This is a genomic window from Janthinobacterium sp. SUN120, from assembly GCF_030397735.1.
Taxonomy (GTDB): domain Bacteria; phylum Pseudomonadota; class Gammaproteobacteria; order Burkholderiales; family Burkholderiaceae_D; genus Janthinobacterium; species Janthinobacterium kumbetense.
The window spans coordinates 1,029,953-1,042,218 of sequence record NZ_JAPUBW010000001.1 but is presented as its reverse complement, the minus strand read 5'-3'; the positions used below and the strand labels follow the sequence as shown (position 1 = coordinate 1,042,218).

The window sequence follows — 12,266 nt, the reverse complement described above, 5'->3', positions numbered from 1 at the left end:
TGGGTATAATGGAAAAAAACTGCCGGATTCCACCATGCCCGCACCTGAAATCGTCATCCGCCTGCTGACGCCGGCCGACACCGCCGCCTTTTGCGCGCTGCGCCTGCGCGCCATCCTCGATTCGCCCAGCTCGTTTTCTTCTTCGCGCGAGGATGAGCTGGCGCGCACGCCCGAAGAACACGTGCAGCGCATCGCCGACAGCCCGCTGCACCGGGCGTTTGGCGCCTTCGATGGCGAACGCCTGGTCGGCCTTGCCGGCTTGCGGCGCGAATCCATGCGGCAACTGTCGCACAAGGCCTTGCTGTGGGGCGTGTTTGTCGATGTGGCGCAGCGGGGCAAGGGCGTGGCGCGGCGCCTCGTGAACGCCTGCATCGCCCAGGCCGAAGCGGACCCCGCCGTCATGCAAGTGCATTTGAGCGTGAATGCGGAAAACAATGCCGCCCTGGGGCTGTATGAATCGCTGGGATTTATCGCGTATGGCACGGAACCGCGCTCGATGCGCGTGGGCGAGCTATTCTATGACGAGCATCACCTGGCTTTATTGATCAGGTAATGCTGCCGCCGATTACTTGCAGCGCGGGCACAGGCCCTTGATCAGGTAATCGACTTCGCCGCCGCTGAAACCTTCCGGCAAGAGCACGGGCGGGGGCAGTTTGACTTCATTGAAGCAGGTGACGTTCGCGCATTTCGTGCACTGGAAATGCGCGTGTTCGTGCGCCTGGTGGCCGGCGCCTGCGCTGAAGCGCCACACCTGGTCGGCACCCGCGATGCGGTGCACCAGTTCATTTTCCGTCAGCCATTCCAGCACCCGGTACAGGGTGACGGAATCGATGTCGCTGTCCTGCGACAGCGCTTGCTGGATTTCATGGTGGGTCAGCGAACGGCTTTGCGCCATTAAAAAGTCGAGCACCTTCACGCGCGTCTTGGTGACGCGGGCGTTGGTGTTGCGGATCAGCGATTCGGCTTGCGGTGTAGAAGATGATGTCAACATGATAGGCCTGCTTGCGGGGGATCGGCTGGCGGCGTCATCGCCGTGCCTTTGCCACCCTCTGGGCCGTATCTTAGCATGCGTGCCGCACTCGATGGAACGGCGTCACGGTTTGAACGTCCAATAGCGCCCGGCCACCGTATCGACGGGGTCGAGAAAACGCTGGTCGGCGCGCGCCTGGTTGCGTATCAGATAAAACATGTCGGACAGGGCCGAGCGCTTTTCCGCAAAGTAAGAGTGCTTCATGAAACTCGTGTCGACCCCGGTGGCGTCGATGGTTTCCACGCCCGCCACGATCAGCATGCCGGCGCCGCTGTCGCCCGCGCGCGGGTAGCCGTGCACGGCTTTCGAGGCGGCCAGGGCCAGGTCTTGCGACGAGGCATACAGGGTGACGGGATTGCGCGCGCCAGCCAGTTTCGGCGCGATATCGTGCTTGAAGATGGCGGCGTCGATATCGGGCGCAGACAGGATGATTTCCGTGATCTTTTGCGCCAGCTGCGGCTGCGCGGCCAGCAAGTCGGCCACGGCGCGCGCCAGGCCGCGGCTGCCCATGCTGTGTCCGACCAGATACACTTGCGCCGCTTCCGTGCTGGCAAGAAAGTCGGTCAGGAAGTTGGCGAGATGGGGCGTGCTCCACTCGATATTGTTTTCATCGATGGTGTAGCCTGCCACCTCGCCGCGCGACGGCCAGCTGTAGAACACGGGCGCGCCGTCAAAGCCCAGGTCGTAGGCCATCTGTCCCGTGCGCCGCGCCGCATCCTCGAAACTCAGGTTATAGCCATGCACGAAGATAAAGGCGCTCTTGCCGGCCGAGGCGCGGATCTGCGTTTTTAATGCGGCAAAGAAGTTGCCGCGGTCTTGCACGTCGGCCGACAGCAGCACCACGTGCTTGGCCGGGTCGTCGCGAAACTCCAGGCGCCACAGCGACGGCGATTCCAGCTGCCCCATGCGGTGGTCGCGGGGAATGCTGATGTCGCAGCTGCCATAGCTGAGGGGGCCATTGCCGCCCATGATGTTGCGTTCGCCGCTGAAGCGCTGGGCCGGCGGCTTGCCCACGTCGCGCTGGCGGTCCGTGGCGAAATACACTTTCACCACCGCATAGTTCGACACGACGGCGCCCTGGTCGGCAGGGGCGGGCGACGGGGGAAATGGACGCAGCGGCGGCTGCACCGCATCGAGCAAGCCTTGCGCGGCAAACAGGGTTTCCATGTCGTCCGGCACTTTCGCGGCGGACAGGGCGGCCGACAGGGCCAGTTGCAGCCGGGTATCGGCAGGTTCGGTTTCCAGCGCGGCGATGGCGGCCAGGATGGCGGCGGCGCCGTCGAACTTGGCGATGGCTTGCTTGAGGCGTTCATAGTGGCTGGCGACGGCTTCGGGAGCATGGCCGGGCGCGCCATGCCCGATGGCTGCCACGACGGCGGAAGTGATCAAGTCCATGCGCCACCTGCCTTTCAGGTCAATCTGGATTGAATGTCAACCCATATTGCCATAAAAGCACGCGGAAAGCGACTTGTCCAGCGACCCGCGCAGCGGACCTGTCAACGGTCAATGCTGCTTGTCGTCGCTGAACTGCTGCGCCAGGGATTGCAGGGGCGCCACGGTCAGGCCGCCGCGGCTCACGTGCTCGGGGATGGCCACGCGCACGGGCTTGCTTTGCATGTTGGACGACGATAATACGTTGGTCGTGGTTTCCGGCGCCGCATTCCACACGGGATCGACGATGCCTTCGAACACATGCTTCAATTGTTCGCCCCACGTATCGCGGATCATGCGGAAATACTGGTTCTTTTCATCGATGGTGACGAAGCGCGTGACGGCCAGGCTGCCCGTCTCGTAGACGAGCAAGTCCAGCGGCAAGCCGACGGAAATGTTCGAGCGCAGGGTGGAATCCATGGAAATGAGCGCGCACTTGGCCGCCTCGTCCAGGCGCGTGAATGGATTGATGACCCGATCGATGATGGGCTTGCCGTATTTCGCTTCGCCGATCTGGAAATACGTGTTTTCATCGTGCGATTCGATGAAATTGCCGGCCGAATACACCTGGAACAAGCGGCAGCGCTCGGCGCCTATCTGGCCCCCAAGAATGATGCTGACATTGAAATCGATGCCGCAGTCGGCCAGCGCCTTCGCTTCGCGCAGGTGCACGGTGCGCACGGCTTCGCCCACGATGCGGGCCGCGTCGTACATGCTGGCCACGTTCCAGATGCTGCGCCCGTCCGCATCCACGTGTTCGGACACGATCTGGCGGATCGCCTGCGAGATCGACAAATTGCCGGCCGTCATCAAGACCAGCATGCGGTCGCCCGGGTTTTCGAACACGCTCATCTTGCGGAAGGTGCCCACCTGGTCCACGCCGGCGTTGGTGCGGGAGTCGGACAGGAAGACCAGGCCTTCGTTCAGGCGCATGCCTATGCAATAAGTCATCGTCGTAAATCAAATCAAAAGGGGAAGCATTTTACACCAGCCGGGCCCGGTCTACCGCCTGCAAGGCCCGGCCAGCCTCATTCCTGTCCGTTTACACGGGCACGATCTGCACATCGACTCGTAATGTTTCCGTGCCGCCACCCTGGCGCACGCCCCGCACGGGCGCGGCCGAATCGTAGTCGCGTCCGATGGCCAGGCGGCAATACGCATCCGTCATCAGCCGCGCATGCGTGACGTCGATGCTGACCCAGCCCGCGAAATCCGCGTCTTCCGCCCAAGCGTCGACCCAGGCATGGCTGGCCGCGTGGCCCGTCGTGCCCGGATCGATATAGCCGGACACATAGCGGGCGGGGATGCCCCAGGCGTGGCAGCACGCGAGGAACAAATGGGCGTGGTCCTGGCACACGCCGCGCCCCAGGGCCAGGGCGTCGCCGGCCGTGGTGGTGACCATGGTGGCGCCGCTTTCATACGCCACCTTGCCGACGATGTGCTCGGCAAGGCGCAGCAAATGGCCCGTGCCGGCCGTCACGCGGCGGTCCGGCAGGCTGGCGGCCGTCAGTTCGAGGATGGCGGGGTTGGCCTGGGTCAGCGGCGTCGGCATGGTAAACAACAGCGGCGACAGGGTATCGAGCAGGTTCAGCCGTCCCTTGTGCGGGTAGATGGTTTCCACCACGCCGTGCGCCACCAGGCTCAGCGACTGATGGCTGCCGTTAATCGTCAGCATGTGCGACAGATTGCCGTAGGCATCCGTGTAGGCGTGGCACTGGCCCGGCGTGGAAATATGCCAGGACAGGGCGCGCTGCTGCGGCTCGATACGCGGCGTCAGGTGCAGCTGCTGGATGGTGTAGGCCAGCGGCGCACTATAGGCGTAATGGGTTTCGTGGCGGATAGTGAGCTGCATCAGGCCGCCAAGGGAACGAGGAAGTCGCGGCTGACCCGGTTGCCCAGGTCATAGATGTTTTCCAGAAATTCCGTCAATGTATGGTGCAAGCCCGCCTTCATGATGTCGTCGATATGGCCGAATTTCAGCTCCGCATGCAGTTTGCCGGCGAAACGCTCCGTATCGGCCGACACGTCGTTGCGGATATGTTTCAGGTTTTCCACCACGTCATCCATGCAGGCCAAGAGCGACCTGGGCATGTCGCCGCGCAGCATCAGCAATTCCGCCACCCGTGCCGGCGTGATCACGTCGCGGTAGACCTTGCGGTAGATTTCGAAGCCGGACACGGAGCGCAACAGGGCCGCCCAGTAGTAGAAATCGCGCTGGGTGATGTCTTTCGACGTGTCGCGCGCGCCGTGGAACTTCACGTCGAGGATGCGCGCCGTGTTGTCGGCCCGCTCCAGGAAGGTGCCCAGGCGGATGAAGTGGATGGCTTCATCCTTGAGCATGGTGCCCAGGGTCACGCCGCGCGACAGGTGCGAGCGGTATTTCACCCATTCGAAGAACTGGCTGGGGTCCGTTTCCAGCAGATTGCTCTTCAGGCGCTTTTGCATGTCGAGCCAGGTGGCGTTCTGGATTTCCCACACTTCCGTCGTCAAGGTGCCCCGTACGGCGCGGGCATTTTCGCGCGCACCCGTCAGGCAGGCCAGGATGGAAGACGGGTTGTTCGGGTCGCGCACCATGAAATCGAGCACGTCGCGCGTGTGGAAGCGGCCATATTTGTGGTCGTACGCGCTTTGCAGCTCGGAAATGCCCAAGGTGGCGCGCCAGCCTTGTTCCGCGTCCTGCTCGGACTGGGGCAGCATCGATGTCTGCATGTTGACGTCGAGCATGCGCGCCGTGTTTTCCGCCCGCTCCGTGTAGCGGGCCATCCAGAATAAATGATCGGCGGTGCGGCTCAGCATGTTTTCTCTCCTGCAAAAGCGGATGTGGCTTCCAATACCCAGGTATCCTTGGTGCCGCCCCCTTGCGAGGAATTGACCACCAGCGAGCCTTCACCGAGCGCCACGCGGGTCAGGCCGCCCGGCACCATGGAAATTGTCTTGCCGGACAGCACGAACGGCCGCAAATCGATGTGGCGCGGCGCAATGCCGGCCTCGACATACGTGGGGCAGGCGGACAGGGCAAGTGTCGGCTGGGCGATGTAGCCGCCCGGATTGGCCAGCAGGCGCTGGCGGAAATCCTCGATCTGCGCCAGGCTGGACGCCGGCCCCACCAGCATGCCGTAGCCGCCCGCGCCATGCACTTCCTTGACCACCAGTGTCGGCAAATTCGCCAGCACGTAGGACAAATCGGCCGGTTTGCGGCATTGGTACGTGGGTACGTTGTTGAGGATCGGTTCCTGCGACAAGTAAAACTTGATCATGTCGGGCACAAAAGGATAGATCGACTTGTCGTCGGCCACGCCCGTGCCGATGGCGTTCGCCAGGGTCACGCGGCCTGCGCGGTAGACGGAGAGCAGGCCTGGCACGCCCAGCGAGGAGTCGGAACGGAAGGCCAGCGGGTCGAGGAAATCGTCGTCCACCCGGCGGTAGATGACGTCGACCCTCTTCGGCCCGCGCGTCGTGCGCATGTATACGGAATTATCGTTGACAAACAAATCCTTGCCTTCGACCAGTTCCACGCCCATTTGCTGGGCCAAAAACGCATGCTCGAAGTAGGCGGAGTTGTACATGCCGGGCGTCATGACGACGACCGTCGGGTCGTCCACGCCCATGGGCGCGACGGAACGCAGGTTGTCGAGCAGCATGTCCGGGTAATGGTCGACGGGGGCGATGCGGTTGCGCGCGAACAGTTCCGGGAACAGCCGCATCATCATCTTGCGGTCTTCCAGCATGTAGGACACGCCGGAGGGCACGCGCAAATTGTCTTCCAGTACATAGAATTCGCCCTGGCCGGCGCGCACGATGTCGACGCCCGCGATGTGGGCGTAGATGTCGGAAGCGACGGAAATGCCCTGCATTTCCGGGCGGTACTGGGCATTCTTGTAGATTTGCTCGGCGGGAATGATGCCCGCCTTGATGATGTTTTGCTCATGATAAATATCATGGATGAACATGTTCAAGGCTTGCACGCGCTGCACCAGGCCCGTCTGCATCTGCGCCCATTCGGCGGCGGGGATGATGCGGGGGATGGTGTCGAACGGAATCAGGCGTTCCGTGCCGGCATCGTCGCCGTAGACGGCGAACGTGATGCCGACCCTCCGGAACGTGAGGTCGGCTTCGGCCCGCTTGCGGGCGATGGTCTCGGGCGATTGCTGTTCCAGCCAATTGCTGAATTCACGATAGTGTTCACGTACCTTGCTGTCCGTACCCACTTCATTTGCAGTCATTTCATTGAAAAAATTTGCCATGTTGTGATTTCCCTTGAGCCGTGTCTGGGTATAGCTCAGCAGGAAGCGTGCCAACAGGGCGGGCGTGAACAGGTGTAAATATGACCACTTTTGTGGCGTCGCGCCATTCCTTGCACCAATTCAGTGCACTAGGCGCCACTCTTGGGGACGTCGGCGGACGGGACGAAGGGGCGGCAATCGACGGGCACGTCGAAGATGAAGCTGGTGCCTGTTTCGGACGCGCTGTCGACGGCGATGCTGCCGCCGTGGCTTTCCGCCACGCTTTGCACGAAGGGCAGGCCGATGCCCCAGCCTGGCGCGGGGTTGTCGTTTTCGCGGCGCAAGTAGTCGAAGATGCGTGCGGCCTGTTCCGGCGCGATGGCCTGGCCGCCATTGTGGACGGTGACGATCAGGCGTTCGTGGACCGCTTCCACGTGCACACTGATGGGCGTGTCGTCGCCATACTTGAGGGCATTGCCGAGCAGGTTTTCCAGCGCCCGCCGCAGCGAGTTCTCGCACCACCAGCCGGTGACGGCTTGCCCGCTGACCCGGCATTTGTCCGGCCGCTGCAAGTTGACCTGGCCGGCCACGGCGTGTACCAGCGGCAGCACGTCGAATTGGCTCAGCACCAGCGGCAGCTGCTGGCCCTGGTGGTAGCTGAGGCCATCGAGCAATTCCTCGATCATGCTGTCGAGCCGCTTGCTGTGCTCGACAATCTTGTGCGCCAGCAATACCACCCGTTCCGGGTCGGCTGGCCTGAACAGCAGCTGGGCGCTGGTGCTGATGACGGCCAGGGGATTGCGCATGTCGTGCGACAGGCCGGCCGCGACGCGACGCCGGAAGCTTTCGTGCATGCTGGTAAATTCGCGTATCGATTCGCGGATGCCCACATCGATCGACTTGTTGATCACTTGCCAATCCTTGCTGCGCAGGGTGATGCCGGACTCATGCGCAGTGGCGGCGAAGCAGTCGCGGAAGATCTGGTATTCCTGGATCACCTGTTCCGGGCCGTAATTGGTCATGCGCGCCCGTTCGTTGCCATGCACGGCCGGCACGTTGCTGTTGCTGGCGGCGTTGTCGCGCGGGTGGCCGGGGGTGAGGGCTTCGGCCAGGTTGTCGAAAAAGGCCGGCAAGGTATTGATGAGTATGGGCGTGAGCAGCTGGTCCGCGCCGCGCACGCTGGCGCGCACGCGCTGTTCCCAGGCCTCGAGGACGGCGTCGCGCATGGCGAAGATGCGCTGCGCGCGCTGCAATGGCTGGTGCGCGCCAACCTGGCGACCCGCATGATGATCCGTGCTGATGCTCACCTGGCCTCCCTGACCGCAGTGACTATGCTTGCAATAGTATGCGCCTAATCAGCCGGCGGGGAAACGCTTTATTGTCCAGTATCGGCCTGGCGCAAGGCCGCATACAGGCGGGAAAGCGAGGCTGACCACTCGGTCAGCGAAAAGTTCTGTGGGTCATCATGACCATTCGCAAACCCTGTATCGAGCACGGCGTGGAAGGCGGGAATCAGCCACGTTCCCTTGCGCACGCTGGCGGCGATGTACAGCAGGGCCAGGCGGTCGTATTGCGCAGGCGTAAAGCCGGGATCGGGCGCCAGGCCATCGTTGCCCTTGCCGCCGCCGGGCACGGAGTTGCGCGGCTGCACCAGTTCCACGTGCAGGAACAGGCCCGTCAGCGAAGGCTTGTCCTTTTCCAGCTTGCTGGCATAACTGGCCGTGCCGAAATCGCGCACCTGCAGCGAGCCGCCCAGGCGGTTCACGTAGACATGGCCCTTCGGACCGCCGCCCAGCGCCGGATTGCGCAGGCTGAAGTCGTTGAAATCCCAGCTGGCGTCGTTGATGTGGTCGGGAATGGTTTCTAACAAGAAATTCGGGTAGCTGGTGTCGTGGATGACGAAATAGCGCGCCATCGGCGCTGCCAGCCGGCCCACGGCGCGCGACAGGGGCGCATCGACGGCGCCGCCCACGTCCGCCTCGGCGATACCCTGTTCCGCCAGCCAGGCGCGCAGGCGGGCCGGCGCGATGCCCGCGCGCTGGCCGATGCGGGTGGCAAGGAAGTCCGGCAGCGGCGCGCTGTCGCCCAGGCGCGCATACAGTTTGACGGGACGCAGCAGGCACGTGGCTTGCGCCAGCGCATCGCCCTTGAAGCCGCTTTTCCAGGCGGCATACGGGCAGGCGGCTTGTTTTTGGGCAAGGGCCGGCAGGGACAGGCAAAGCAAAAGCAGCAGGGCAGGGAGTCGTTTCATGTCGGCATTGTCGCCGAAGCGCGCCTTGCGGCACAGGCGCACACACATAAAAAAAGCTGCCCGAAGGCAGCTTTTCATCGTGCGACAGGTGCGCGGTCTTTAAAACGCCACGCTGGCCGACACGACCACGGTGCGCGGCGCGGCCAGCACCAGCGAGCCGATGTTGAAGGACGACACGGCCGACGACCAGTAATTGCGGTCCGTCGCGTTGTCCACGCGGGCGCGCAAGGTCACGTCACGGCCCGCCACTTGCGTCAGGTAGCGCGCGCCGATGTCGAGGCGGGTCCACGATGGCAGTTGCCGGGTGTTGGCCAGGTCCGCATATTGCGTCGAGGTGTAGATAGTGCGGGCGTTCAGGGTCAGGCCTGGCGCGCCGGGCACGTCCCATTCGCCGCCCACGCTCATCTGCGTTTCCGGTGCGCCGATGGGTTTCTTGCCATTGTTGGCGGCCACGCCGGTATTGCTGAGCTTTGCATCGAGCCAGGTCAAGCCGCCCAGCAGGCGCACGCCCTGCATCGGCGTGCCGAAAATCGATAATTCCAGGCCGCGGTTGCGTTGCTCGCCATTAAGTTCGGCCCGCTTGCCGAGCACGGCCAGCAAAGGCTTGCTTGTCGTGAACAGGGCCGCGCTCATGCCCAGCTTGCCGCCGTCGTACTTGACGCCGATTTCCTTCTGCTTCGATTTATACGGCGCAAACACCTCGCCCATGTTGTCGACATTGACCTGCTGGCCGTTTTCCAGATACGTTCCCGTGGCCGCCGGTCCCTTGACCAGCGCCTCGATGTAGTTGGCGTACAGCGACACGTCCTTGCTGGCCTTGAAGACGATGCCGGCCACGGGCGTCGTGGCGCTTTCGTCATAGGCCTTGCCTTGCGGCGCCGAGGTGTTGTAGTCGTAACCGGCATCCTTGATCTGCTGGCGGCGCAAGCCCACGGTCAGCAGCAGCTTGTCGTCGAGGAAGGCCATGGTGTCGGCCAGGGCGTAGCTGTTGAGGATGGTTTTCTGGGTGATGCGCGGGTCGCTCATGATGCCGCCCGTGTAGGGCGCCGGCGGCGCCGTCACGTTGACCGGGGCGTAAATGTTGGTGGCAAACTTGTCGCCGATCGCATACGCGTTCTTCGCTTCATTCCAGTGCCCGGACCAGCTGGCCACCAGGGTGTGCTTGACGGCGCCCGTAACGAGCTTGCCGCGAATGCCCAGTTCGCCCGTGCGGATTTCTTGCTTGCGGGCATTGTCGAAGCGCGACACCGTGGCGTCGCCATTGATCGAAGTCAACGTCGGCTCGGCCAGGCTGTTGGCTTCCTTGGTCGAGCGGGAGCCAAATGCGGCCCAGGCCACGACATCCTTGGCCAGATCCACTTCGGCGCGCGCCGTGCCGAACACATCGTGTTCCTTGGAATAGCTCCACGGCTGGGCAAAGTTCTTCGACGCATCGGGTGCGGATGGCAGCACGGCCACGCTGCCAATGCCGACGGACGGGCGCGGCGATGTCAGGTCGAAATTCTGGTAGCCGGCGTCGGCCGACAGGCGGTAGCCGCTGCCGCGGTAGTCGAGGCCGACTGAGAACATGCCCACGTCGTGGTCTTCGCGCTGGATGCCGGTCTCGCCCTGGCGCTTGGCGGCGTTGACGCGCACGCCGAATTCCTGGCGCTCGCCAAAGCGGCGCGCCACGTCGATGGCTGCATAGGCGTGGCCGCCCGATTCCACGCCCACCGTCAATTCCGTCAGCGGCGCATTGCCGGCGCGCTTGGGCATCAGGTTGATGGCGCCGCCGATGCCGCTGCCGCCCGGCGCCGCGCCATTCAGGAAGGCGCTGGCGCCACGGAACACTTCCACGCGCTCGAGCAATTCCGGCGAGACATATTGACGGGGCAGCACGCCGTACAGGCCGTTGTACGCCACGTCGTCGGAATCGAGGGCGAAGCCGCGGATCACATACACTTCCTGGAAATTGCCATAGCCGCGCGACATGCGCACGGCCGGATCGCTCTGCAGCAAGTCGCCCACGCTGCGCGCTTGCTGGTCGGCAATGAATTGCTGCGTGTAACTGGTGCTGCCGAATGGCGAATCCATCATGTCCACGGCACCGAGGATGCCCATGCGCCCGCCGCGCGCCACCTGGCCACCCGCATACGCCTTCGACAGGCCTTCCGCCGACGCATCGGCCGAGGCATTGACGACTACCGTGGGCATGGTTTGCGCGTCGCCGGCCGGCGCGGTGGCTTGGGCGTGGGCGGCGGCGCTGGCCAGCAGGAAGGCGGCCAGGGCGAACGGGGTAGGGACGAGGTGGAAGGTGCGCATGGAGTTATCTGGATATTAATGAGAATGATTATCATTATATTCCAGCGTGGCGCAGCGCGTGGGAAAGTGTGAGAAAGCGAGCAAAAAAGTCGCCATTCGTACAACACCGGGCAGGCCAGGGTGCTGGAATCTGGCGGAAAAAGGCGCGCCAGGCGATACCTTGTGGATTTATTAATGCGCATATTCAAGTTTCGCTAAAATATGCCATCGCGCCCCGCGCCCACAGGACACCGCATGCCATTACTTCGCCATTTACCGTCCGCTTCCATGCGCATGCGCATACGGGACGGCTTGAGCCTGAAAGGCGCGGCCGTTGCGCTGATCCTGGCCATGCACGTGCTGGGCCTGTATTTCCTGCTCCTGCCGGCGCGGCAACTCAAGCAATACACGGAAGTGGCGTTCATGACCTTGCTGCCGCCCCGTGCGCTGCCGCAGACGCCGCCGATGGCCTTGCCGATGCCCATGCCGGTTCCTGCGCCGCGCGTGCGGGCTGTTGCGCCGCCCGCCGCGCCGCCCGTCTTCTTCGCGCCGCCGCCCGTGGCGGCCGAAGCGATCACCGTACCGGCCGAGGAATTTCCCGCCGCGCCAGCCACGGCGCCTGCCACGGCCGACTTGCTCACGCGCGCCCGGCTGGCGGCGGGCGCCGCCGACAAGGCCCTGCGCGGCGAACGCAGGCAAGACCAGCCGTGGCTGGCCGCTGCCGACCTCAAAAGCGAAAGCAGCTTCCAGAAACTGGTCGCCTCCGCCTGGCGCGGCGGCCCCGTCATCCGCGTGGAGGACTACCTGACGGCCGACGGCCGGCCCGCCACGCGCGTCGTCAGCGCCGGCGGCGCCACGTGCTTTGGCATGGCCGAGAATCCGGGCTCGGGCGCCGACCCGGCCAGGACGGGCGGCAAGGTCAAACGCGTGCCTTGCCCGGGCTAAAGTTTCTGCGCAGTACACGGTTTTCACGGCATACGGGGCGCTCAGCCCCGGCTGGTTCCCAAATATGCTAAGTTGCGTCTGCTAATCCTGTCGACACCAACCTGGA

At 63.8% G+C, this 12,266-nt stretch carries 11 protein-coding genes; 2 read left to right on the top strand and 9 right to left on the bottom strand.

Features of this window, described 5'->3' with window-relative positions; all coding sequences use genetic code 11:
• Nucleotides 1-34: 34 nt before the first annotated feature.
• On the top strand, nucleotides 35-553 hold the full coding sequence (locus O0879_RS04685) for a GNAT family N-acetyltransferase (RefSeq protein WP_289914979.1): 519 nt from the start codon (nucleotides 35-37) through the stop codon (nucleotides 551-553).
• A gap of 12 nt (nucleotides 554-565) precedes the next feature.
• On the opposite strand, the gene O0879_RS04680 is transcribed toward O0879_RS04685, so the two are convergent.
• The 9 genes from O0879_RS04680 to O0879_RS04640 all read right to left on the bottom strand — a co-directional run bounded on the left by O0879_RS04680 (nucleotide 566) and on the right by O0879_RS04640 (nucleotide 11,236).
• Nucleotides 566-991, bottom strand: a complete 426-nt coding sequence (locus O0879_RS04680) for a transcriptional repressor (protein WP_034787417.1) — start codon at nucleotides 989-991, stop codon at nucleotides 566-568.
• A gap of 102 nt (nucleotides 992-1,093) precedes the next feature.
• Nucleotides 1,094-2,425 carry an alpha/beta hydrolase gene (locus O0879_RS04675; RefSeq protein WP_289914978.1) on the bottom strand — a complete coding sequence of 444 codons (1,332 nt, stop codon included), beginning with the start codon at nucleotides 2,423-2,425 and terminating at the stop codon, nucleotides 1,094-1,096.
• A gap of 108 nt (nucleotides 2,426-2,533) precedes the next feature.
• Nucleotides 2,534-3,412 carry a peptidase gene (locus O0879_RS04670; RefSeq protein WP_077404313.1) on the bottom strand — a complete coding sequence of 293 codons (879 nt, stop codon included), beginning with the start codon at nucleotides 3,410-3,412 and terminating at the stop codon, nucleotides 2,534-2,536.
• Between the two features lie 91 nt (nucleotides 3,413-3,503).
• Nucleotides 3,504-4,313 (bottom strand): transglutaminase family protein, encoded by an 810-nt coding sequence (locus O0879_RS04665; RefSeq protein WP_289914977.1) that lies wholly within the window; start codon nucleotides 4,311-4,313, stop codon nucleotides 3,504-3,506.
• A complete protein-coding gene (locus O0879_RS04660) occupies nucleotides 4,313-5,257 on the bottom strand; it encodes an alpha-E domain-containing protein (RefSeq protein ID WP_034787425.1) in 945 nt (314 codons plus the stop codon). The genes O0879_RS04665 and O0879_RS04660 overlap by 1 nt, the downstream gene beginning before the upstream one ends.
• Nucleotides 5,251-6,705: a circularly permuted type 2 ATP-grasp protein gene (locus O0879_RS04655; RefSeq protein WP_099668036.1), complete on the bottom strand. Its 1,455-nt coding sequence runs from the start codon at nucleotides 6,703-6,705 to the stop codon at nucleotides 5,251-5,253. Before O0879_RS04655 ends, O0879_RS04660 begins: the two co-directional genes overlap by 7 nt.
• A gap of 128 nt (nucleotides 6,706-6,833) precedes the next feature.
• Complete coding sequence (locus tag O0879_RS04650; RefSeq protein ID WP_289914976.1) at nucleotides 6,834-7,991, bottom strand: HAMP domain-containing sensor histidine kinase; 1,158 nt, start codon at nucleotides 7,989-7,991, stop codon at nucleotides 6,834-6,836.
• A 68-nt stretch (nucleotides 7,992-8,059) separates the two neighbouring features.
• Nucleotides 8,060-8,935: a hypothetical protein gene (locus O0879_RS04645; RefSeq protein ID WP_289914975.1), complete on the bottom strand. Its 876-nt coding sequence runs from the start codon at nucleotides 8,933-8,935 to the stop codon at nucleotides 8,060-8,062.
• Nucleotides 8,936-9,034: 99 nt separating this feature from the next.
• Nucleotides 9,035-11,236, bottom strand: a complete 2,202-nt coding sequence (locus tag O0879_RS04640) for a TonB-dependent receptor (protein WP_289914974.1) — start codon at nucleotides 11,234-11,236, stop codon at nucleotides 9,035-9,037.
• A 234-nt stretch (nucleotides 11,237-11,470) separates the two neighbouring features.
• Between O0879_RS04640 and O0879_RS04635 the strand changes: the two genes are divergently transcribed.
• The gene (locus O0879_RS04635) at nucleotides 11,471-12,160 is read left to right on the top strand and encodes a hypothetical protein (protein WP_289914973.1); all 690 of its coding nucleotides are present in this window, start codon (nucleotides 11,471-11,473) and stop codon (nucleotides 12,158-12,160) included.
• Nucleotides 12,161-12,266: the final 106 nt, after the last annotated feature.